The organism is Cytobacillus depressus, assembly GCF_008923245.1.
Classification (GTDB): Bacteria; Bacillota; Bacilli; order Bacillales; family Cytobacillaceae; genus Cytobacillus; species Cytobacillus depressus.
On sequence record NZ_WBOS01000004.1, the window covers coordinates 1 to 23,567 of the forward strand.

18 protein-coding genes are annotated in these 23,567 nt (G+C 38.5%); 8 read left to right on the forward strand and 10 right to left on the reverse strand.

The window, feature by feature from the left end; all coding sequences use genetic code 11:
* Positions 1-495 precede the first annotated feature (495 nt).
* From argH to F7731_RS10840, 3 genes are all read right to left on the reverse strand, one after another.
* Complete coding sequence (argH, locus tag F7731_RS10830) at positions 496-1,824, reverse strand: argininosuccinate lyase (RefSeq protein ID WP_151534807.1); 1,329 nt, start codon at positions 1,822-1,824, stop codon at positions 496-498.
* Positions 1,825-1,952: 128 nt separating this feature from the next.
* A complete protein-coding gene (locus F7731_RS10835) occupies positions 1,953-3,524 on the reverse strand; it encodes an APC family permease (protein ID WP_151534808.1) in 1,572 nt (523 codons plus the stop codon).
* 455 nt (positions 3,525-3,979) lie between these two features.
* Complete coding sequence (locus F7731_RS10840; RefSeq protein ID WP_151534809.1) at positions 3,980-5,290, reverse strand: hypothetical protein; 1,311 nt, start codon at positions 5,288-5,290, stop codon at positions 3,980-3,982.
* A 290-nt stretch (positions 5,291-5,580) separates the two neighbouring features.
* Between F7731_RS10840 and F7731_RS10845 the strand changes: the two genes are divergently transcribed.
* Together F7731_RS10845 and F7731_RS10850 are read left to right on the forward strand one after the other, a co-directional pair.
* Complete coding sequence (locus F7731_RS10845; RefSeq protein ID WP_151534810.1) at positions 5,581-5,904, forward strand: phage holin family protein; 324 nt, start codon at positions 5,581-5,583, stop codon at positions 5,902-5,904.
* Between the two features lie 171 nt (positions 5,905-6,075).
* On the forward strand, positions 6,076-7,272 hold the full coding sequence (locus F7731_RS10850) for a class I SAM-dependent rRNA methyltransferase (protein ID WP_151534811.1): 1,197 nt from the start codon (positions 6,076-6,078) through the stop codon (positions 7,270-7,272).
* A gap of 244 nt (positions 7,273-7,516) precedes the next feature.
* Here F7731_RS10850 and F7731_RS10855 read toward each other — a convergent pair whose 3' ends face one another.
* The 4 genes from F7731_RS10855 to gdhA form a co-directional block, all read right to left on the reverse strand.
* Positions 7,517-8,791 (reverse strand): cation:dicarboxylate symporter family transporter, encoded by a 1,275-nt coding sequence (locus F7731_RS10855; protein ID WP_151534812.1) that lies wholly within the window; start codon positions 8,789-8,791, stop codon positions 7,517-7,519.
* Between the two features lie 256 nt (positions 8,792-9,047).
* Positions 9,048-9,941: a response regulator gene (locus F7731_RS10860; RefSeq protein ID WP_151534813.1), complete on the reverse strand. Its 894-nt coding sequence runs from the start codon at positions 9,939-9,941 to the stop codon at positions 9,048-9,050.
* Entirely contained in the window at positions 9,938-11,224 is a 1,287-nt protein-coding gene (locus tag F7731_RS10865) for a sensor histidine kinase (RefSeq protein ID WP_151534814.1), read from the reverse strand. The genes F7731_RS10860 and F7731_RS10865 overlap by 4 nt, the downstream gene beginning before the upstream one ends.
* Positions 11,225-11,358: 134 nt before the next feature.
* Positions 11,359-12,741 (reverse strand): NADP-specific glutamate dehydrogenase, encoded by a 1,383-nt coding sequence (gene gdhA, locus F7731_RS10870; protein WP_151534815.1) that lies wholly within the window; start codon positions 12,739-12,741, stop codon positions 11,359-11,361.
* Between the two features lie 185 nt (positions 12,742-12,926).
* Between gdhA and gltC the strand changes: the two genes are divergently transcribed.
* Positions 12,927-13,829, forward strand: coding sequence for a glutamate biosynthesis transcriptional regulator GltC (gene gltC, locus F7731_RS10875; RefSeq protein WP_151534816.1), 903 nt, complete (start codon positions 12,927-12,929; stop codon positions 13,827-13,829).
* Between the two features lie 34 nt (positions 13,830-13,863).
* Here gltC and F7731_RS10880 read toward each other — a convergent pair whose 3' ends face one another.
* Entirely contained in the window at positions 13,864-14,922 is a 1,059-nt protein-coding gene (locus tag F7731_RS10880; protein ID WP_151534817.1) for a DctP family TRAP transporter solute-binding subunit, read from the reverse strand.
* A 91-nt stretch (positions 14,923-15,013) separates the two neighbouring features.
* Here F7731_RS10880 and F7731_RS10885 point away from each other — a divergent pair, with 91 nt between their 5' ends.
* From F7731_RS10885 to dctP, 3 genes are all read left to right on the forward strand, one after another.
* Positions 15,014-16,609: an ATP-binding protein gene (locus F7731_RS10885; RefSeq protein WP_151534818.1), complete on the forward strand. Its 1,596-nt coding sequence runs from the start codon at positions 15,014-15,016 to the stop codon at positions 16,607-16,609.
* Entirely contained in the window at positions 16,606-17,298 is a 693-nt protein-coding gene (locus tag F7731_RS10890; RefSeq protein ID WP_151534819.1) for a response regulator, read from the forward strand. Before F7731_RS10885 ends, F7731_RS10890 begins: the two co-directional genes overlap by 4 nt.
* A gap of 294 nt (positions 17,299-17,592) precedes the next feature.
* Positions 17,593-18,864 (forward strand): C4-dicarboxylate transporter DctP, encoded by a 1,272-nt coding sequence (gene dctP / locus F7731_RS10895; RefSeq protein ID WP_151534820.1) that lies wholly within the window; start codon positions 17,593-17,595, stop codon positions 18,862-18,864.
* A 51-nt stretch (positions 18,865-18,915) separates the two neighbouring features.
* Here dctP and F7731_RS10900 read toward each other — a convergent pair whose 3' ends face one another.
* Entirely contained in the window at positions 18,916-20,595 is a 1,680-nt protein-coding gene (locus tag F7731_RS10900) for a DMT family transporter (RefSeq protein WP_151534821.1), read from the reverse strand.
* A 154-nt stretch (positions 20,596-20,749) separates the two neighbouring features.
* Entirely contained in the window at positions 20,750-21,355 is a 606-nt protein-coding gene (locus F7731_RS10905; protein ID WP_151534822.1) for an AAA family ATPase, read from the reverse strand.
* Between the two features lie 246 nt (positions 21,356-21,601).
* Between F7731_RS10905 and F7731_RS10910 the strand changes: the two genes are divergently transcribed.
* Positions 21,602-21,949 carry a DUF485 domain-containing protein gene (locus F7731_RS10910; protein WP_151534823.1) on the forward strand — a complete coding sequence of 116 codons (348 nt, stop codon included), beginning with the start codon at positions 21,602-21,604 and terminating at the stop codon, positions 21,947-21,949.
* Positions 21,949-23,487: a solute symporter family protein gene (locus tag F7731_RS10915; protein ID WP_151534824.1), complete on the forward strand. Its 1,539-nt coding sequence runs from the start codon at positions 21,949-21,951 to the stop codon at positions 23,485-23,487. The genes F7731_RS10910 and F7731_RS10915 overlap by 1 nt, the downstream gene beginning before the upstream one ends.
* Positions 23,488-23,567: the final 80 nt, after the last annotated feature.

Sequence of the window (23,567 nt, forward strand, 5' to 3'; positions counted from 1 at the left end):
ACCTCATGAAAAACCCGCTCCATGAAAGGTTCATAGCACTCGTTTTCGGCAGACCTCATGAAAAACCCGTTCCATGAAAGGTTCATGGCACTCGTTTTCGACGGACCTCATGAAAAACCCGCTCCATGAAAGGTTCATAGCACTCGTTTTCGGCAGACCTCATGAAAAACCCGTTCCATGAAAGGTTCATGGCACTCGTTTTCGACGGACCTCATGAAAAACCCGCTCCATGAAAGGTTCATAGCACTCGTTTTCGGCAGACCTCATGAAAAACCCGTTCCATGAAAGGTTCATGGCACTCGTTTTCGACGGACCTCATGGAAAACCCGTTCCATGAAAGGTTCATGGCACTCGTTTTCGGCAGACCTCATGAAAAACCCGTTCCATGAAAGTCATGGCACTCATTTTTCGACGGAGACCATGAAGGCCCTTTTTTCAAAAAAACTATCCAAAAAGTCAGGAGAACCCAACTTCCCGGATAGCTGCGTAAAAATATTATCTAGTAATCTGTTTAATCAGCTTTTTGTTTCCTTTGTTCAGTATGTTCTCATAGTCGATGTATTCGTAAATATCATCTGCAATGTTTCCGCTGAACTTCGCTAATTCTTCGATTGTTAAATCTTCAATCGCTTTCTTATGCTCTTCGCAATAAATGATGATTTTGCCGACAATTTCGTGGGCATCTCTGAATGCTGTTCCTTTGCTTACTAAATAATCAGCAACTTCAGTAGCATTTAAAAATCCTGCTTTAATGGCTGCCTTCATGTTTTCTTCCTTAACATGGAGGGTATCAATCATTTTTGCCATAATTTCCAGGCAATCCAACACCGTATCAAGAGAATCGAAAAACTGTTCTTTATCTTCCTGCATATCTTTGTTGTAAGTGAGAGGCAAGCCCTTCAACGTTGTTAATAATGAGAAGAGGGAGCCGTATACTCTACCTGTTTTTCCTCTAATCAATTCAGCGGCATCAGGGTTTTTCTTCTGCGGCATAATGCTACTGCCAGTTGAATAGGCATCATCCATTTCGATAAACTTGAATTCTTGGCTGCTCCAAAGAATCAGTTCTTCGCTTAAACGGCTCATGTGCATCATCGTGATTGAGAAGCCGGACATTAGCTCAAGCATGTAATCACGGTCACTTACACCATCTAAGAAGTTGTCCACCGGTTTAGAAAAACCTAATAGCTCAGTTGTAATCTCTCGGTTGATATTATGTGTCGTACCCGCCAATGCGCCACAGCCAAGCGGGTTTTCATCTAAGATTTCAATAGCATTGGCAATTCTTTTTTTATCACGGCTAAACATTTGTACATATGCTCCGAGATGGTGACTAAATGTCACAACTTGCGCTCGTTGCAAATGGGTGTACCCTGGCATAATGACATTGTTGTCTGCAGCTTTCTGATTTAACGAATCAATCAGCTGTTGAAGTGCAGACATAACTTCGCGTGCTTTATTTTTTGCGTAAAGTCGCATATCAACAGCGACTTGGTCATTCCGGCTTCTTGCCGTATGAAGTTTTTTCCCGGTTTCACCAATTCTTTGTGTCAAATTCATTTCTACAAAAGAATGGATATCCTCGTATTGGCCTTCTACTTGCAATACACCAGACTCGATATCTTTTAAAATCGACTCGAGTCCGCTAATGAGTAATTTTCCTTCAGATTCAGTCAGTAATTCACATTTTACAAGCATTGATACATGTGCAATGCTTCCAGTAATATCTTCATAATAAAGTCGATGATCGACAGGCAGAGAAGTATTGAATTTCTCCATGATTTCATCTTCTCTTTTTGTAAATCGTCCGCCCCATAGTTTCACTTATACTTCAACCTCTTTTCTTTGAATCTACAATAAGCAGAATCAATTACTTACATGGCTATCGCCAAAATTAAAAATTATCCCACTCTTAACGGGCAGTAAGACTCCCCACTTTTGGAAGATTCACCTTAAGAAATACTAGAAATGCTCTCCTTTAATTCTTCAATATTTCCTTTTTTACGCATATACCAAACACCATTGAAAACCGCAAAATGATAAAAAATAAATCCTAAAACTGCGGCAATAATCGACATAAATGGTTCAGGAATCATACCATGTCCGCCAAAGTTTCCTAAATAAGAAAGTCCTACAAGCATAAAAATATAAACAACAAGGTAAATTCCGCCAATAATTTCAATCGTTTTGTATTTATTGATAAAGTGGGTAACTAAATACGCACCAATACCAATAATCAATCCTGTAATTGCAAGTTGTACTCTGCTCCAGTTCGTCCAATAAATTAAAAGCGTAGCAAAAACAAAGGCTGACGGGGCAATAATATGCATACCTGGAAGACCGTTGTTTTGCGTTAAACCAACTTTACGGAAAACCGTAACAGTGATACATGCAGAAGCATATTTAAAAATACCAATGGCTCCAACAATAGCGACAATCGCAGTCCAGCTTTTTAATGGAAATAAGAAAAGCAATCCGATAAAGAAATTAAGAGCAAGTGCACGAGTCGGAACACCAAAACGTTTGTTAATCGTTCCGAAATAAGACGGTAAGAATTTACTTTTTGACATTCCAAAGACATGTCTTGAAGTTCCGGCTGTATAAGTTAGTGCCGATCCGGTTGGAGAGACCATGGCATCAGCTGTAATGATCCAAGATAACCAAACCATATTTGCCATCATTGCTAAATTAGCAAAAGGGGAATCAAATTTAATTCCGCTCCAGCCATTAGCGAGCATATCTGGCGGAACCGCTCCAATAAATACGATTTGAAGCAACGCATAAAGGATGGCGGCAACGACAAGAGAGGTAATTAAAGCTAATGGAATATTTTTCCTAGGGTTAACGACTTCGCCACTCATCATGACGACATTCCCGAACCCAGTATAAGCAAAAAAGATACCACTAGTTAAAATTGCACTTAATCCAGCACCATAACCATTCGGTGCAAACCCTTGACTTGTGAAGTTTTCTGGATGAAAACCTGTCATAAAAAAGGCAATGATCGTTAGGACAGGAACAATAAACTTAATTGTAGTAATGACTGTATTTGTAATAGCAAATAATTTTACACCAAAATAGTTAAAAACGACAAAGAAGGCCATCAAAATAACCGAAGCTAAAATACCAGTCGTAGTAAGCTGCTCTTTTGTAAGATCATACAAACCTGGCCAAAACTGATTCGCATATTGGATAACACCTGCGGATTCAACAGGTGCAGTTGCACAGTATCCAAACCAGATGGAATAACTAGTCACTGTAGCAAGCATCGTACCATGGGAATAAAGAGGATAACGGCCCAGTCCGCCTGTTTCAGGCTTCACTCTTCCTAACTCTGCATAAATAAGAGCGATAAGTGTAATCGCAATAGCACCAATGATCCAAGACATAATCGCTGCTGGACCAGCTAATTTTGCCGCAGCCCATGGTCCAAAAAGCCAGCTTGATCCAATGATGCCACCGAGAGATAGTGCTGTTAGCGACCAAAATCCCATTCTCTTTTTCAAATATTGTTCTTGATTCATGATGTTTCCCTCTCTCTTAGAGTTGTATAGGTTCTACAATAATATCTCCGCAATAGCTAATCTTTTTATTTTTAACTACACGAAAGATTATTATTATTTTTTATCTGTTTTTGTATTTCCCGAACCCTCTCCCCTCAAAATAATTAGAATAATAAAACCATTGAATAATTATTCATAAATAAAGGTATATATACGATATTTACCCTAAAATAAATTATATTTAACGCGTTAAAGAAATGCAATAACAATTATTAATTTTTTGTCAATTTTAGTGCTGTTAATATTTCTAAAGAAAACTCGCTGATTGGCGAGCCTTGGAAAGGCGAAGACAGAGGCGTAGTTGCACTTATACTTAATTCCTAAAATTGGCAACTGCGTCGAATCAACTTCTTCGCTGACAATTTATACTTTCTTAACGTGCAAAAAAAAAGACTGTTGAGGGGGGCCCAACAGTCTTACATTACTTTATTTGCTGAATTTATTAATTTGTATACACGCCTTGGCCTTCCTCTTGCTGGAAATGGTTCCAGCCCAATGCATTCAGCTAATCCAGCATCACAAAGGCTTTCGATAAAACGCCTTGTATTTCTTTCATCCTTGGCAAGCTGAATGGAAATATCCTTGACAGTAAACTCTTTCACTCCTGACTTTTTTAATAAAGCAAAGATTTCAATATAATGCTTCACACTGATTTTTGCCTTTTCTAATGTATTCATGAAGTTTTTATCATTAAAATATGGAAAATCCGCCGCTTCAAAGCTTTCACTTTCCGCTTCTACGATTTTTCCATTTTCCTGCATGAGGATGATAGAGCCACTTTCTTTAGATTGTCGTAATGCATTGTTTGCATTTAATTCCGCCGAGAATATGGTTTCTCCATAGCCGATTCCAACGCCTGCTTTCAACCCAGACTCCAATATCAAGTTGTTTACTGTTTCTTCAATTCTTTGAATTTCTCGTTCACTATCCCCGCGAGAACTAAATATTAAATACCGTCCAAGCCCTTTTTCAATAAGGGAGCCATTTAAATGCTCGCTTAAGTTGATTAAAATTTCTTTTAGTTTTAATTCCATAAATTGCAGCTGATACGTTTGTTTCGAGCTTTTGAAATGATTTTCTAATTGAACCATTTCAAATACTAGGACGGCTACTTGGGAGTCCTGAAAGTATAAGGTTTTTATTTTTTCAGAGAGGATATTTAGAGTATGCATAATTTCTATATCACTTGTAGAGATCCTAAACGCAGGGACCCCCAGTTCTTTTAGCTGCAAATATACTTCCTCATAGCAGGTGATGGCGCCTTTCGTTTCACCATTTTTCCAATAATGATGATGAAAGTGGATTAAATCCTCTGCCTGCGTATCTTCAGAAAAGGTTTTGAGATAAATTTGTTCAGGCTTTATCGTGAGTTGGTTTAACGCGGTTTCCAGGTGGCTTCTTGATATTTCATCTATACTAAAATGATCAAAAAGAGTACCTGTTTGGTAAACAAATTCTATCAACCCTTTAAAAATTCCAGCTTCCGTATGATCGATAAAAATAAGGCGTTCTTTATTTTCAACCTCTTTACTTGCAATGATATAGGATATTCTCCCTGAAAAAATCCAAAAATCGACATTGTTTTGATTTTCCCTTATGAGATCTTCCGTTTCTCTAACCTTTTTATATGGATATGATAGAAAAATTACATCTAGGTGTAAGCCTTGTGCAATACGCAAGATTCTTTCAACAGTAGATAGCGGACCGACGATCCCCACTCTAAGCATGATAGAGCACCCCTTTTGACTTAACAATAACTATGAAACTACCATAATCATACTTTATTAACATAATGATGACTAAGGCAAATTTTATAAAAGTAATTTCTATTTTATAGAAGATTAACATCGCTACTGTCCGTGCTACGTGGAAAAACTGCGCGATTGTCCATCTTCGGTGTCTGACACCCTTTCCAGTTTATCATAAAAGCGTGAAAAACTTTATGACAGGAAGAAAGAAAAACAAGGTACAACGAGGGTCTGAAATCAATAATCTGAAGGGAGGGGGGGAATAGAATTTGAGTTTTGATGTTCTTGAACAATATATTCAGCCGGAAGTGTTTATTTTAATTCCGGTGCTTTATTTGATTGGTCTGTTTTTAAGACAGACGCCTTTTATTCCTATATGGCTTCACGCCTGGATTCAATTGGTTGTCGCAGATATTGCCTGTGCCATTATTATTGGTAATAATGTTAATGCCTTTATTCAAGCCGTTTTGGTTACGGGCGCTTCCGTATTTTTGAAGGATTTAATTAATCATACAGTTTATGGACTAAAAGGAGTGGACCGCGATCCACGGACTGGGCAGTATATAACCAAAAAAGATAAGGATCAATCTTAATCTCATATAAAGAAAAAGTCCTCCTTTGCAACGGAGGATTTTGCATTAAGTTTTACTCTTTAAAAAATAGAAGCCTTTCTAAAATACCATCAATTTGGCGTATTTCCCGATAAATGTTACTATCAATTTGGAACGTGTAAAAATAGTAAGAAATGAATGTTGGGTGAACGAATGAAGACAGAAGTTGTGATAAAAGTAAAATCTGCATTTGCGAAAAACTTCCAAGCGGGATCCCCGCTTATAACTGAAGAGGCCATGATCAAGATGCCTGTAGATTTAACAGAGGGAAGCATTATTAAATTGGTTGATGACAAAAATCAGTATGTGGCTACTGGTTACTTTGGAAGGCAAAATAAAGGCAGGGGCTGGGTTTTAACGAAAAATGAGCAGGAAATGATCAATCAAGTCTTTTTTGAAAAAAGGCTTTTAAAAGCGTTAAACAGCCGAAAAGCCTTTTTTGAAAATCCCGAAACAACTGCCTTTCGTGTTTTTAATGGAGAAGGGGATGGAATTGGCGGGCTGACGATTGACTTTTTTGCCGGCTATTATTTGGTTCATTGGTATAGTGAAGGGATTTATCATTTTAAAAATGACATCATCCAAGCGCTGTTCAATGTGGCAGATGTGAAAGGGGTTTATGAGAAGAAACGCTTTAATGTAAAAGGGACATATATTGAAGATGATGATTTTGTGGCAGGAGAACGTGCGTCGTTTCCACTTATTGTCAAGGAAAATGGCATTCACTTTGCTGTTTATTTGAATGATGGGGCAATGGTAGGCGTTTTCTTAGACCAGAGAAATGTCCGCAAAGCCATTCGTGATAAGTATGCAAAAGGGAAAACGGTATTAAATACATTCTCTTATACAGGCGCTTTTTCGGTTGCAGCCGCATTAGGCGGAGCGGCCAAAACAACGAGCGTGGACCTCGCTAATCGCAGCAAAAGTAAAACGATTGAGCAGTTTAGTGTGAACAATCTTGACTATGAGGCACATGATATTATTGTTGAGGATGTGTTCAATTATTTTAAGTATGCTGTTAGAAAGCAATTAAGCTTTGAGATGGTTATTCTTGATCCCCCAAGCTTTGCCCGCTCGAAAAAGCATACCTTTAGCGCAGCAAAGGATTATCCTGCATTGCTTGAGCAAGCGATACAAATAACTGCAAAAAATGGCATCATCGTTGCTTCGACGAATTGCAGCACCTTCAATATGAATAAATTTAAAGGATTTATCGAAAATGCCTTTAAGCAGACAGGAAGAAAGTACAAAATTCTAGAGGAATATAGTCTCCCAGAGGATTTTAAAACGATTAAGGAATTTAAAGAGGGAAACTATCTTAAAGTAGCGATCATTAAAGTGATGTCTTAAAGATTTTAATTTAACTATCTGAGTTGATTGGAGCGGAGGGCACTTGACTCCTGCGGGAAGTGAGGGAAGCGGGAGACCCCACAGGCGGTAACGCCGAGGAGGCTCCCGTCCCTCCCCGCGGAAAGCAAGTGACCGCAGTGGAAATCATCGGGCAAACTTTGAAAGCTAAAAACAACAATATATGTGAAAATAGTCTAAAAGAAAAATGGATGCATGAGAAAGTTCTCGTGCATCCATTTTATGTTTATGCTGATTTTTGTAGGTCAGAGATATACTTGTTTCCTTTTATGGAATCAAAACGGCCTTCCCACTTAGACATAACAATAGCTGCTAGTGAGTTACCGATTACGTTTACAGCTGTACGAGCCATATCTAGAATACGGTCGATTCCAGCGATGAAGGCAAGACCTTCAAGTGGAATTCCTACAGATCCTAAAGTGGCTAATAGAACAACGAAGGAGACTCCTGGAACACCAGCAATTCCTTTTGATGTAACCATTAACACAAGCATTAATGTAATTTGTTGTGTAATACTTAAATCGATTCCATACATTTGCGCAATAAAGATTGCTGCTAATGCTTGGTAAAGAGTAGAGCCATCTAGATTAAATGAATAGCCTGTCGGAATAACAAAAGAAACAACGTCTTTTGGACAGCCGTACTTCTCCATTTTTTCCATTATTTTAGGAAGGACTGTTTCGGAGCTTGCTGTTGAATAAGCTAATACAAGCTCGTCTTTTAAAATCTTCACTAAATGCATTAAGCTCGTACCAACCATTTTGGCAATCACGCCAAGTACGACAACGACGAAGAAAAGCATCGTCAGATAAACACAAACAAGTAATTTTCCGAGTGGAATTAAAGATTCAACACCGAATTTTGAAACGGTAACCCCGATTAAAGCAAAAACTCCAAATGGGGCAAACTTCATGATTTGATTCGTTACCCAGAACATCGCATCGGCTGTTCCTTGGAAGAAAGCAAGGACTGGTTTACCTCTTTCGCCGATTGCGGCAATTCCTAATCCAAACATAACCGCAAAGAAAATAATTGCAAGCATATCCCCATTCGCTAATGATTGAACAATGTTTGATGGAACAATGTTCACAAATGTATCAGCGAAGCTATGACTCGTTACTTCATTTGTTGTATCAACATATTTTTGAATATCACCTTTTGCTAGCTTAGACATATCAATACCAGCACCAGGCTTAGCAATATTAGCTGCAAGTAATCCAACAATAATGGCGATTGTAGTTACAATTTCAAAATAAAGAATAGTCTTTCCGCCAAGTCGGCCTAATTTCTTCATATCCCCAGTTCCAGCAACACCAAGAATTAATGTAGAAATAACAATTGGAACGACAATCATTTTAATTAATCGAATAAAAATGTCTCCAATTGGTTGTAAGTATGTTGAAACGGCAGGGTTTCCGTAAAAAATGGCACCAACAATGATCCCTACTGTAAGTCCGATAAGAATTTGGTAAGCCAAACTCAATTTAAACTTCTTTTTCATATAGTCACCTCTCTAATATTTTTGAAAACGCTTTCGAAAGAACTAGAATGTAATATAAAAATGATTATATGGGGAAATTGTCGAATCCTACAAAATCCGACATTGCTTTAATGAAATTTTTTCCGAAAGGCTTAGGTTTATATAAATATTGATGAAAAAACCAGCCTCGAAAATGAAGAGACTGGTTTTGGAAAGTGTCAAATGGATTTATCGCAGATTAACGGGCTGTATGATTCCCACTGAATGAAGTTTCACTTTATGATGGCTGATTGAATTTATCTAATGTTTCTACATACAAAACTTGCAGGAACTTTTTTATATTTATTTTTACTTTCATTGCTTCCTTACTGTCTGTTTCCATTTCTCTCATGCGCATTCGAATCTCCTGAAAGTCAAAAAATCGCGGAGCATAATATTCGAACTTAGGATTCGTGTAATCGAAAATGCCTAACGAAGCTAAGTTATTAAGTGCTGCTATGATGGCCCTGCGGATGCGCTGTTCAATGGATTTCATTTCTTTTTTCATCTGGGCGGGGTCAGCATGATTAGAAAGTGCGACTGCCTCGTATAAATCTTTTAAAGGTGGGAGTAATGCGCTGCTATTTTTTTGCTTCATTAAGAATTCCATCATCAACACCATATCTCCGCTGCCAGTTTCACCGATAATCCCCATATCATTCAAGATTGCTAAGACAACCTCTTTCACACTTGGCTGCTTTTTTGCCATCTTTGCCGATTCAATATGAGCTAATGATTCCCGAATCGTTAATAGAGATTGCTTGAGATGAAATTGTTCAGCTGTTTTCTTTAGAATGCTATGTACTTCTACTCGATTGATAGGCTTATGGATAAAGAATTCGACTCCTTTTTCATACGCTTCTCCGACCATTTCCTTATTCACTACTTGAGAAATCATAATAAACTGGCCATGGAACCCTTCTTTTCTTAACTGCTCTATCGTTTCAATTCCGTCCAGTTCAGGCATTAAAAAGTCAATCAAAACAAAATCTGGCTGCGTAGATAAGATCAGCTGAAGGGCTTTTTGTCCACTTTCTGCTTCTCCAATCACATGGCCAAGTTCTCCTTCGACAATGATTTTTTTGAGCATACTGCGGCTTGCTTTGTCATCGTCGATAATAAAATATCTCAGATTGGATCAACTCGCTTTCTAATGTTGTTCGTTGGAATTTGTATTTGGAAAATGGTCCCGTTTTTAGACGACTCTATTTTGATTTGGCCTTCTAGTGAGTGGACAATGTCTTGTACGTGAGAAAGTCCAATCCCAGTTGCTGCAACACCGTAATCATTATATTTAGTTGTATAGCCTGGTTCAAAAATAATCGGCAGATCCTCTTTTTCTATGCCTTTGCCTGTATCTTTTACAATAAATATCGTATTGGCAGACTGTTCAAACGTTTGAATATCAATGATCCCAAACTCCTCTATTGCTTCAACAGCATTGGCAGTTAGATTATTTAATATTGCCAGGAGCGGAATTTGCTGAACGGTCTCAAAGTCATTGGCTGTCTTTAGATCGAATGTAACTTTTTTTCCTAATAGCTCACTATATTTTTCATTCGCTATAACGACATAAGCGAGAATATCGGTAAGAAACAGGACATCGTTACTTTTTTGTGAGGTAATTTTAGAAAGACCGGACAGTATCCGCTGTGAATCTTTTTTTACTTCATGTATTTCTTGTGCGATGAGCAATGCCTGCCTACTTAAGTCTTTAAAGTTGGCCTTTCTTAATTTTCGATATAAATCATGGCTTGATGCCGTGATTTGTTCAATATGATCCATCGACTTTTGTAAATAAAGGGTTTCTGCATATAATTCGGATCCAACTTCGAGCATTTCCTGCATCCGCTTTTTTTGTTCGGAAATCGTAATGGAGCTATATAGTCCAACGACAAAATAGCTTCTAAGTAGGGCAACCCCACATAGCAATGACCATTCCTTCAAATTTAAGTTCATGTGAACGATTAGAAAATAGCGCATAATGTGCTCGGCGCTATTTCCGATCAGTTCGAAACAGGCAGCGAACGCTCCGAGAAGAATTGGTGAGGATTTGTATTTATTAATTTGAATGATACTTAATCCGATTGCATATAAGAAATAAAATAGAAAAGCTGGGAAATGACTCTTAAAGCTTATCCAAAATGGTATAGAGTCGAACATCAAATCTTCACAGATACGGAAAAAAATGACTGACATACCTGTAATGAAACCTGTACGAATGAATGAAGCGGGAGGAAGAATAAGAATCAGTAAAAAAAATGTAATACTGCCTAATCCAAATCGAAAATCCTCTCCATAGAAGGGGATTACCTTCACTTCGCTTAAAAGGGCGGTAAGGATAGCAGTAAGAAATAGTTGAACCCATTCTGTTCTGTAAAAATTACTTCTGAAAAATGTATATTTGGAATGCATGGAATTCTCCTAGTGTCGACTCACTATAATATAAAGCAAGTATTATTATAGTCTAATCCATCAACAAAAGGAATTTAGCAATGAAAAAAGGTGGATGCATTCGTATCACATAATGCATCCACCTTTTTCTATTATTATACTACACCCTGAACAATCATTGCGTCGGCTACGCGAATGAAGCCTGCGATATTCGAACCGATGACAAGGTTTCCAGGATAGCCATATTCCTCAGCAGCATTGACCGTGTTGCGGTAAATATTTTTCATTATCGTTTGCAGCTTTTCATCAACTTCTTCAAATGGCCAGGCAAGTCTCGCACTATTTTGGGACATTTCTAGAGCAGAGACGGATACGCCACCGGCATTAGCCGCTTTTCCAGGAGCGAATAAAATATCATTCTCTAGGAAAATATCGATCGCTTCTAAATTAGACGGCATATTAGCTCCTTCACCGACTGCATTCACTCCATTGGCAACAAGAATTTTGGCCGAGCATTCATCAATTTCATTTTGAGTTGCACATGGAAGAGCAACATCGCAAGGAATGGACCAGATTCCAGAACAGCCCTCAACATATTGGGCATGTGGATGTTCATAAACATATTCGCAAATACGCTTCTCTTCAACCTCTTTTATCCGTTTGATAGTTTCAAGATTCAATCCGTTTTCATCATAGATATACCCGTTGGAATCACTGCATGCAACTACTTTTGCCCCTAATTGCATCGCCTTCTCCATCGCATAAATAGACACATTCCCAGATCCAGAAGTAATAACCGTGCTACCTTGAAAGCTAAGGCCTTTATCTCTTAGCATCTCTTCTACAAAATAGACGAGACCATAGCCAGTCGCTTCTTTCCGCCCTAAGCTTCCGCCATATTCAAGCCCTTTGCCAGTTAAGACTCCAGCTTCATAGGCTCCACGCAGACGCTTATATTGGCCAAACATAAAGCCAATTTCCCTTGCACCAACGCCAATATCTCCAGCTGGCACATCTGTATCAGGCCCAATATGCTTATATAATTCAGTCATAAAGCTTTGCGTAAAACGCATGATCTCTCCATCTGATTTTCCCTTCGGATCAAAATCAGCACCGCCTTTTGCACCGCCAATCGGTAAACCTGTTAAGGAATTTTTGAAGATTTGTTCAAAACCGAGGAATTTAATGATGCTTGTGTTTACGGAAGGATGGAAGCGGATACCGCCTTTGTAAGGACCAAGTGTGCTGCTGTACTGAACCCGGAACCCACGATTGACTTGAACCTTTCCTTTGTCATCTGTCCATGGAACCCGAAATGAAATGACTCTTTCTGGCTCAACGATTCTTTCAAGAATATTTTGGTTCATATATTTTGGATGCTTGGAAAACACAGGTAAGAGTGAATCAAAGATTTCTTCAACCGCTTGATGAAATTCAGCTTCAAAAGGATTTCTGATTTTCACCTTTTCGAATACTTCATTTACATAATCAACGGCCACTTTGGATTCCTTCTTTTTCACTTCCTCTATTGTTTGCATATTTATCAAGTCCTTTCTGTATAAGATCAATGGAATAATAGGCTAAAAGTATATTATCTTTGAATATTTACCCTAATAAATGGATTTCCTCTTAAAGAAATTTTATAATGAAAAAATAATCTAAACAATATGAATTCTAGATAAGTTTAATGCCGGAATGAGATGAATCGGGTGAGGTGACGTAATTGGAATTAAGACAAATTCAATATTTTATGGAAGTTGCGAAAAGAGAGCATGTGACAGAAGCGGCGGATGCACTGCATGTCGCGCAATCAGCAGTCAGCAGACAAATTTTTAATTTAGAAGCGGAGCTTGGAGTTGATTTATTTATCCGTGAAGGAAGAAATGTGCGTTTAACCCCAATCGGGAAAATATTCCTCGAGCATATGGAGGAAGCGATGACTGTCATTGAAAATGCCAAAAGGGAGGTAGATGAATATTTAGACCCAGAGAAGGGGACGATTCGCATCGGATTCCCGAGCAGTCTTGCTGCCTATACTTTGCCGACAGCCATTTCTGCTTTTAGCCGCAGACATCCAAACGTGAAATATCAGCTGCGCCAAGGCTCTTATCAAAGTTTAATAGATGCAGTTAAAAAAGGTGAAATTGATATGGCACTTCTAGGGCCCGTGCCAAAGGATGAAAAAAAGGTGCACGGCACTATATTATTTACAGAAAAACTAGTCGCTCTCCTGCCTACAAGACATCCACTAGCTGATCGCAAATCCATAAAGCTTAGTCAATTAAGGGATGACTCCTTCGTCTTGTTTCCAAATGGGTATATTTTACGGGAAATTACCGTGAATGCCTGTCAGCAGCAGGGGTTCTTGCCAAATGTGACCTTTGAAGGAGAGGATATTGATGCGATAAAGGGATTGGTTTCCGCAGGTCTTGGAGTAACGCTTATTCCTGAAATCACATTAATTGATAGCTTGCCGCGGCAAACGGTAAAAACTTTGATTGAACCACAGGTGACAAGAACAGTAGGAGTAATTGTACCAACCGACCGTGAAATGCTTCCAACTGCCAAGCTTTTTCATGAGTTTTTAAACGAATTTTTCAACATGTTAGGTAGTTTTCAAAAATAACAAAAACGGTGTTCGAGCACCGTTTTTTTGTTATCTAGTCATCATATTTACTTTTTATTTTCCGCAAACTTTCCATCATTTTCTCACCAATGGTTGGCGCGAAATGAAGATCCACCCTTTTGAGCGTATTTCTCCATTCCAATTCATCCTCTGGAGTTAACTCATAAATTTGCATGCTAGTATTCTCTTTTAATTGTTGAAGATTGGCTTCATTCATGTCTATCGAGTATTGCCAATTCCATTCTGTCGCTTCCGCCATTGCCTCACGGATGATGTCTTGAATCTCAATAGATAATCCATTCCAAAATTCCCTATTCATCAAAACGGCGTAGCCTAAATACGCATGGTTTGTAATCGTCATGTATTTTTGTACATGATAATATTTTTTGGAATATATATTCGAGATTGTATTTTCTTCCCCGTCAATCGTTCCCTTTTCTAAATTATGATACGTTTGGTCAAAAGGGATTGGGCGGGAAGCTGCTTCGAGAACTTCGTATTGCTTTTCGATCACCTTGCTAGGCATGATGCGAAAAACTTGGCCCTTTACATCCGTTGGGTGAATGATCGACCCTTTCGCTGTCGTCATTTGTTTAAAGCCGTTATACCAAAATGCTAAACCTTCAATATTTTGTTTTTTTATATCGGCAAATAAAGCTTGTCCAATTTCGCCTTCATACGCTTCTTTCACTGCTTCATTTGAGGAGAAGGCATATGGCAAATCCAAAACGAGCCATTCAGGAGAGAGTGTTCCTAATTTAGAAGTTGATGGAGCAATCATTTGTACTTGACCAGTTTGGAGTGCATTAAGTTCCCCTTCGTCGGAAAAGAGCTCGGCGTTTGGAAAGACAACTACTTTGACGCGATTATTTGATTTCTTTTGAACAAGGTCAGCAAACCGCCCAGCCGCAAGTCCCTTAGGTGTATTTTCTGAAACAACATGACTAAAACGAATGACAATTTGCTCCTTCATTCCCGTCTGCTCATCATCAAAGGGAACTTCTTTCATGAAGTGAAGACCGCTAAATCCGAAAAGGTAAGCTGCACTAAATCCTGCTATAATAAAAAAGATAATTCCGAACAGCTTCTTCATCTATACACCTCGAATATTTTCTATTATTCTAATTAAATAATAAAAAGACTAATAGTACAACATTGTATGTCTTGAATAAGGGGGGAAGCAAATGTCGCTTAAGTGGCTGCCGATCCGTTCCAAAATTACATTATTATCATTCAGCATCGTCTTTTTTTCCTTATTGCTCGGCGGCCTTATCTTAATTGGGAATATTGTGGAGCTCGAGGAGGACGAGTATGGGAAAAGAGCGATGATTACGGCAAAAACCGTCGCTCAGCTACCAGATGTGATTCGCCATATTACAGAACCAAATGGCTGGAATGAAATGGATCCTATTATTGAAAAAATCCGGATCATAAATAATGCAGATTATGTAACCGTTTTAAATATGGAAAAGGTTCGTTACTCACATCCTGTAAAGGACATGCTAGGAACGGTTTCAAAAGGAGAAGATGCTGGTCCGGCTTTTGCAGAGCATTCGTATATTTCAAAAGCTAAAGGCGAAGTAGGAATGGCTGTCCGTGCCTTTGCCCCGATAAAGAATGAACAATTAGAGCAAGTCGGCGTCGTTGTTGTTGGGAATGTGTTGCCGACGATGTATGAAACATTATTTTCACTGAAAAATGAGATTTTAATGATTATGTTTTTGACTTTGCTGCTCGGTGTGATTGGGTCATTTTTCCTTGCCAAGCATATTAAACAGCAAATGTTTCAGCTTGAGCCTTATGAAATCGCCCGTCTTCTCGAAGAGCGCACGGCAACGTTTCATGCGATGCACGAGGGAGTTATTGCGATTGATAAGCATGAAATTATCACGATCTTTAATGATAAAGCAAAAAAAATGATGAATGTTCACGGGGATGTCATTGGGAAAAATATATGGGATGTGATTCCTGATTCGAGGCTGCCAGAAATCCTTGAACTAGATAAACCAGTATTTAATCAGGAGGTTCGAGTTAGAGGGAACGTCATTACGAGCAATCGTGTCCCAATTAAAGTGAATAAACAGTTAGTTGGAGCGGTCGCCATTTTTCAAGATCGTACAGAGACAACGAAAATGGCGGAAGAATTGACTGGTGTAAAGGAATTTGTAGAAGCGTTAAGAGTACAAGCCCATGAGCATTCTAATAAACTTCATACGATTGCGGGATTGATTCAATTAGGGAATAACGAGCAGGCGTTAAAATATATTTTTCAATTAGATGAGGAAAAAGGGAGTTTCGTGAGATTTTTAAATGAAAATATTCTTGACGATAATCTTGCAGGTTTATTGATTGGGAAAGTAAGCCGTGGAAAAGAATTAGGGATCGAGATAGTCATTGACCGAAAAAGCCATTTAAGTCGTTTTCCGCAGGATTTAGACCATCATGATTTCGTCGTCCTGCTCGGGAATTTAATTGAAAATGCTATGGCTGCTCTAAAAACAGCTGAACATCGTGAAAAAAGGATTGATATTAGCATTGAACAGGATGAGGAGCTATGTGCTATTCTTGTTGAAGATAATGGACACGGGATTAGTGAAACGAATAGGCAGCGGATATTTGAAAATGGCTTTTCAACGAAAAAAGGGTTTGGTTTAGGGCTCCATCTCGTGAAGCGGATTGTGGAAAAAGGAAAAGGGGACATGGATGTAGTATCCCAACAAGGGGAAGGAACGAGCTTTTTTATTAGTTTTCCAATGAATGGATTGGAGGAGGAAGAATGATCACCGTTCTAATCATTGAAGATGATCCGATGGTGCAAGAAGTGAACAAGCAATTTGTCATGAAAATGGAAGGATTTAAAGTAATTGGAGCGGCAAGCAATGGGGTGGAGGGTCTAGAAAAAATACAGGAGCTTTCGCCCGATGTCGTAATTCTTGACGTATATATGCCTGAGCAGGATGGGCTCGAGACCCTTCAGCAAATTCGCAGCCAGCAAGAAAGTGTGGATGTGATTATGGTAACAGCGGCGAATGACCATGAAACAGTTAAAATGGCCCTCCAAAATGGAGCCTTTGATTATATTATTAAGCCGTTTAAATTCGATAGAATCCAGAAGGCTTTAGAAAAATATAAAATATATCACTCAAAATTTAAAAATGAGAGGTCATTATCTCAGCAGCAGCTTGACGAGTTTCTTCATTCGCCATCTGCACCGAAGAAGCTTAATAATGTAAATGAACTGCCAAAAGGACTAAATGAAGTCACTTATAAACAAATAATTTCCTACTTACGTGAACAAGAACTAGCGAAGTCCTCTGAGGAAGTAGCCGATGGGGTGGGCATTGCTCGAGTGACAGCCCGACGGTACCTCGATTATTTAGTAAAATTAGGCGATATCAAAATTGAATTAAAATATGGCGGAGTTGGCAGGCCAGTAAATCGATATTCCATCATTAAACAAACCGACTAAAGACCAAAAAGACCAAAATGTCCAAAATGTTCAAAATCTTCTCATGTCCATTTGAAAACGTTATCATGGAAACACAATGATTGATACGTTTGAGAAGGAAAGCGGAAGCGCCTTCGGAACAATCAAAGGACAATTGTTCCTGCGATGATAAATCGCAGAAGCTTTCCTTTGTGCTCACCCCCGACAAGCACACGACAAGCCTCCCGGGAAGGTGTTCTTTACCTTTCTGGGAGGATTGGCTTGTGACCTCGAGGGGGTAGGCGCTGGAGCTAGACAGAAGGAGGAGAAAAAAGAATGAAAAAGGTCTTTAAAAACCTAACGGTTCAAGTAGTTATTGCCATCATCCTAGGTGTTATTGTCGGCTTAGTTTGGCCGGAAGTCGGAAAATCAGTGAAGCCATTAGGAGATACCTTTATTAAAGGGGTTAAAATGGTCATTGCCCCAATTATTTTCCTAACCATTGTCCTCGGAATTGCAAAAATGGGCGACATGAAAAAGGTTGGAAAGGTTGGCGGGAAGGCTTTTATCTATTTTGAAATCGTCACAACGCTAGCACTCGTTATTGGTCTATTTGTCGTTAATATTATCAAGCCGGGTGCGGGGCTGAATTTTGATAAAATGCAAAAAGGGGATGTCTCTCAATATACAACAGGTGACGGCGGAAAAATTGATTGGATCGACTTTATTACAAATATTGTTCCATCCAATATGTTTGATGCGTTTGCCAAAGGGGATATTCTTCAAGTTTTATTTTTCTCCATTCTTTTCGGGGTTGCTTTAACGGCACTTGGGGAAAAAGGCAAGCCTATTATTGATTTCTTTGATAAAATTTCACAAGTATTCTTCAATATTATCGGGTATATTATGAGAGCTGCTCCGATTGGTGCTTTTGGAGCAATGGCATTCACGATTGGAAATTATGGAATTGCTTCAATGAAGCCACTTGCGATGTTAATGCTATCTGTGTATGCAACAATGGCATTATTTATATTTGGAGTCTTAAATATTATCTGTAAAATGTATGGATTCAGCTTATTTAAGTATTTAAAATTCATTAAAGAAGAGCTGTTAATCGTTCTTGGCACGAGCTCATCTGAGTCCGTTCTGCCACGAATGATGGATAAAATGGAGAAATTCGGTTGTTCAAAATCGGTCGTAGGACTTGTCATTCCAACGGGATATTCATTTAATCTTGATGGAACTTCCATTTATCTATCTATGGCCGTTGTGTTTCTTGCTCAAGTTTTCCAAGTTGATTTAAGCATTGGTCAGCAAATTACGATTATATTAATCTTAATGTTAACTTCAAAAGGTGCCGCAGCTGTTACAGGAGGCGGATTTATCGTTCTTGCTTCAACGTTAACGGCGATGCAGATCATCCCGGTTGAAGGGCTAGCATTATTGCTTGGAGTGGACCGTTTCATGAGTGAAGGCCGCGCTATCACGAATCTAATCGGAAACGGTATTGCGACAATTGCTATTGCTAAAAGCGAAAAGGAATTCGATGAAACGAAACAACAACAAGCCCTTATTGAATTAAAAACGAAAAACAAAGTAGCCGTTTAAATAGTTATGTAAAAAGCCCTTGCAAATATATGCAAGGGCTTTTTGCAAGGATTATTGTAATCCCTGAATGATGATATTTTTAGCAGGCATAAATGCTTCTCCTGTATCTAAATAATCGACCTTCACTTTATCGCCTTCTTGAAGGTAAATGGCCATTGGGCTGCTTTCTGATGAAATGACATAGCTGTTTTTATTGTCTAACAGGAATGTCACAACCGTGAAATCCCCAGACTTTTCTTTATACACTCTAATAACCGTTCCGATTACTTGTTTTTCCTCCGCTTTTGAACTGCCATCTACCGTTCCTCCACCTCTTTGGAGAGCCGTTTTATACAGCTTTAAGGCTTCGTTTGGCGTATTACCATACGCTGAAATCTCTGGATTAGCAGCCGAAACGATAAAGTAGTTTTGGAGAAAACCGTTAGAATCAAGAACAGGGGTTAGCCAGCTAGCTTCTCCGTAGAAGTTGTAAATAACCGGCATTTCACCTTCCCATTTCTTTTCAATGAATTTCTTTTCAATGATTTGTAATGCTCCTTGGGAATCCATATAGGATTCTTGCAGATTGCCTGTATAATAGGTGGCTTCACCAGTTCTTGAGTTTGTTAGTGAATACCCAAGCATGGAATCCACGCCTTCTTTTGGACTCGTAAAATCGGTGAAATAATGCATATCGCCATTTTCATCAAAAATAGGGCTAACATTTGCCACTGTACCTTCATCTGAAGGGAGCTTCACATCCCTTTTGCCAAAGACACTATTCCAAAATCCATGGACATATTTTCCGAAATAACTATTTTGTAAGCTAACTGCTTCTGGAGAAACAGCCCCGTCAATAAACGATGGTACATTTTTCAGTAGATATTCTTTTGTATCTCCACTTTGAGGGTCGACAAGGACTATCCCTTTTACGACAAAACCATTTCGAGCGGACACAAATTGACCAAATGTACGGATGTAATGGGGCTTACCATCCTCATCAATCTCTAATCGTGGTTCGCCATAAAAAATATGCTTCGGATATTGCATCCGAATATGACGCTCCAAATTTTTATTAAAATAAGAAGAAGGTGTGTAGAACATCTCTGTATTAATAAATTTTGGATTCGCCGATGAATTAGTAGCACTAATGGTAAAATAACCTGGCGTCTTTTTGCCATTCACCCATTTAAACAAGCCCGAAAATTCAACTGGGGCAATGTATACGTAATCCCCATTTATCTTTTGAATTTGTAAATTTCCAAGCTCATAATAGCTTGTATTCGGCACTTGTCCGAAGGCTTTCCTCATTTTATTCCGTGCAAATTGCGGAGGGACACTAGCAGGTGTTTCCTTTTCATCAAAGATTTCAATCTCCATTTTTTCTTCCATTTTAGCCGTCGCATATTTTTCTTCGGCATTGAATAAGAAGGCGGTCAGGAAGTATCCTCCGATAATTAGACTGACAAGAAATAATAGTGCCTTTATCATTCTTTCCTTGCCCGAAGCAAAAAAAGCACCTCCGAGAGTAACGAGAATAGCTAAAAACCATAAAGAGGTAATGTTAAGGTCGAGATTGGTTAAATAATAGAAGGAAAAAACGACGAATATCGTTAGAATAATGGCTGCAATAAGGGAAGCGGAATTAGATTTATTACTATCTTTTTCTTTTGTTTTCTTATTGGAGAAAGGGATAAGAACCAGTGCTGAAGCCAACCCCGCAATAAGTGAAAATAGAATGATATTACCCATAAAATCACTTCTTTCAAAGTTTTGATATGTATATTTACGATTGATAGGATGGAAAGGTTTCATGGAATTCGTTTTGTATGGTTGCCATCTGAAACGGTCGACATGACCGCTTCAAATTAGCGTCTATTACTAGATGTTTCACTTACATCAACCGCTAGCACACAATTGTCAAATCAGCATTCTTAGCTGGGGCATATTCCTCCAAATATTTGTCTTCTGCAGGGAAGTAACGTTTATAATATTTAGCTCGTATCATTCTTTGGTCCCCAATATAAATATCCCTTTTTAATACTCTTGATAATCTTTCCTTTTTTGGAACATCGATAAAAACCACATAATCTAAAAAGGGCCTTATTTCCTCCCGCTGCAAAAATATTCCTTCTAAAAGCAAAACAGAATGATGATCGACTTTTAAAAAATGCTTAGAATACTCATCAATGTTTTTATCATATAACTCTATTAGTTTATTTATTGGCATTCCCAATTGAATAGGGGACAAAATTTCGGTTATGAGGTAATCATATCTCCACTGTAAATAGTAATAACATTCCCATTCCAATTTCGTATCATCATAGCGGGTTTTTCTCGGATGGATAAAATCATCCATATGTAAAATTATGACATTCGCACCTTCGTCCCGTAAGCTTTCGGCAAGCGTTTGAGTGAAGGTAGTTTTTCCAGCACCACCTAATCCATCAATTCCTAAAACAAAGATCCGATTCTTTTCTTTTACTGCTTTCAATATAGTCTTTGACAGCATTTTACATACCTGCCTTTAGCTCTGATAATTTGTAATTTGATCATACAGAAAAATCCTATGCTCCAAATATAACTATTTAAAAATATTAATTTAAATTAGCAGACAATAGATGAACTTGAATATTATGTTAACTATATAAGACTTTTGTAAGAAAAGTAAAATAATGTTTGACAGTTGTCCGTTTTTTTATTAAATTCTACTTATGTTCGAATAATTTCGAATATAAAAAATATGGGGGTTGGTGGAATGTCAAAACCAGATTACAAAGGTGCTAATAACGATCAGGGAGTAGATTTTGTAGAAATTGAACGGAGTGAAGCTTTTCAGGAGTTATTAACTGCTAAGAAGAAGTTTTTGGTTCCTACAATTAGTCTGTTTTTCGGACTTTATTTATTGTTTCCTATTCTAATTTCCTACACCAAATGGATGGATGCTCCAGCAATCGGTGATATTTCTTGGGCTTGGATTTATGCCTTATTATTATTTATTATGACGTGGACAATGGCCACTATTTACATGAGAAAATCAGCCGAACTGGATCGGATGGCAGAAAAAATTTGGGGTGATGAGTCATTAGATAGGAGGAAGGCGTAATGAATGCAACCGTTATTATTCTATTTTTATTAATTGTTGGAATGACACTATTAATCACTTATTATGCAGCAAAGAGAACGAATACTGCCAGCGAGTTTTATACAGCGGGAGGCGGATTAACAGGGTGGCAAAATGGTCTTGCGATTGCCGGAGACTATTTATCAGCAGCTTCTTTCCTCGGGATTGCCGGTGCGATTGCGTTAAATGGATTCGATGGCTTTTTATTTAGTATTGGCTATCTTGTTGCTTATTTAGTCGTTTTATTTATCGTAGCAGAACCGTTGCGTAATCTTGGGCGATATACATTAGCTGATATGATTAATGCTCGTTTTGATGCGAAGAAGATTAGAGCAACAGCGGCTCTAAATACGATTACTATTGTTATCTTTTACATGATTGCTCAATTAGTTGGTGCAGGTGCTTTAATTAAATTATTGTTTGGCATTGATTATTGGGTTGCTGTTTTAATTGTCGGTGTCATGATGACAATTTATGTTTTATTTGGCGGAATGACGGCGACAAGCTGGGTACAAATTATTAAAGCTGTGCTATTAATGCTTGGAACGATTATTATTTCCTTTATGGTGCTATCGAAATTTCACTTCAATATCCTTGAGATGTTTACAACGATGAAAACAGCCACTCCATTAGGAGAAGCCTATTTAAATCCTGGTGTTAAGTATACCGTTCCATTGGATACGATTTCACTCATGATTGCGCTCGTTCTTGGAACAGCAGGGCTTCCGCATATATTAATGCGATTCTTCACTGTAAAAGATGCCAAAACAGCGCGCAGTTCTGTCATTTGGGCGACTTGGATTGTTGGAATCTTCTATGTGATGACTATTTTCCTTGGCTTCGGTGCGGCTGCATTTGTTGGTGCTGAAGCAATTAAAGCTAGTAATGCAGCAGGAAATATGGCTGCTCCTTTGCTTGCTCAAGTATTAGGCGGCGATATTTTAATGTCATTCGTTTCGGCCGTAGCATTTGCGACAATTCTAGCTGTTGTTGCGGGTCTAGTATTATCTGGTGCATCTGCGTTTGCTCATGATATTTACGGTCAGATCATTAAAAAGGGACAAGCAACTGAAAAGCAGCAAATGCGTGCGGCAAAATATGCATCACTAAGTGTATCTGTCCTTTCTATTTTACTTGCACTTTTTGCGCAAAACTTAAACGTAGCCTTCCTTGTTTCTTTAGCTTTCTGTGTAGCGGCGAGTGCGAATCTTCCTGTTATTGTGTATACAATTTATTGGAAGCGCTTTAACACGGCTGGTGCCATGACAGGTATGCTTTCTGGTCTCATCTCTGCTCTCATTCTAGTCGCGATTAGTCCAAGTGTTATGTCTCCAGTCGAAGGAGCGACGCTAATTACAGGAAATCCGATTTTCCCGTTAACGAACCCAGCATTACTTTCTGTTCCGATTGGATTTATCGGAGGGATAATTGGAACTCTTGTATCTAGCAAGCAACAAGATGCTAAACGTTTTGCAGAAGTAAAAGTAAAAGCAAATACAGGTTATAAGACGTCAATATAAGATACGAAGAGGCTTAGCTCACTGAATGTGGGCTAAGTTTTCTCAGAAACCTTACATAAAAGAAAGTCAGGCACTTTGAT

What these genes read in the sequence shown, in the direction of transcription:
- F7731_RS10865 (WP_151534814.1), bottom strand. Translation starts at nt 11,224, where the DNA reads ATGCATTCCAAATATACATTTTTCAGAAGTAATTTTTACAGAACAGAA.
- gdhA (WP_151534815.1), bottom strand. Translation starts at nt 12,741, where the DNA reads ATGCAAACAATAGAGGAAGTGAAAAAGAAGGAATCCAAAGTGGCCGTT.
- F7731_RS10905 (WP_151534822.1), bottom strand. Translation starts at nt 21,355, where the DNA reads ATGCTGTCAAAGACTATATTGAAAGCAGTAAAAGAAAAGAATCGGATC.
- F7731_RS10855 (WP_151534812.1), bottom strand. Translation starts at nt 8,791, where the DNA reads ATGAAAAAGAAGTTTAAATTGAGTTTGGCTTACCAAATTCTTATCGGA.
- F7731_RS10880 (WP_151534817.1), bottom strand. Translation starts at nt 14,922, where the DNA reads ATGAAGAAGCTGTTCGGAATTATCTTTTTTATTATAGCAGGATTTAGT.
- F7731_RS10835 (WP_151534808.1), bottom strand. Translation starts at nt 3,524, where the DNA reads ATGAATCAAGAACAATATTTGAAAAAGAGAATGGGATTTTGGTCGCTA.
- F7731_RS10915 (WP_151534824.1), top strand. Translation starts at nt 21,949, where the DNA reads ATGAATGCAACCGTTATTATTCTATTTTTATTAATTGTTGGAATGACA.
- F7731_RS10885 (WP_151534818.1), top strand. Translation starts at nt 15,014, where the DNA reads ATGTCGCTTAAGTGGCTGCCGATCCGTTCCAAAATTACATTATTATCA.
- F7731_RS10900 (WP_151534821.1), bottom strand. Translation starts at nt 20,595, where the DNA reads ATGGGTAATATCATTCTATTTTCACTTATTGCGGGGTTGGCTTCAGCA.
- F7731_RS10840 (WP_151534809.1), bottom strand. Translation starts at nt 5,290, where the DNA reads ATGCTTAGAGTGGGGATCGTCGGTCCGCTATCTACTGTTGAAAGAATC.
- F7731_RS10890 (WP_151534819.1), top strand. Translation starts at nt 16,606, where the DNA reads ATGATCACCGTTCTAATCATTGAAGATGATCCGATGGTGCAAGAAGTG.
- dctP (WP_151534820.1), top strand. Translation starts at nt 17,593, where the DNA reads ATGAAAAAGGTCTTTAAAAACCTAACGGTTCAAGTAGTTATTGCCATC.
- F7731_RS10850 (WP_151534811.1), top strand. Translation starts at nt 6,076, where the DNA reads ATGAAGACAGAAGTTGTGATAAAAGTAAAATCTGCATTTGCGAAAAAC.
- F7731_RS10910 (WP_151534823.1), top strand. Translation starts at nt 21,602, where the DNA reads ATGTCAAAACCAGATTACAAAGGTGCTAATAACGATCAGGGAGTAGAT.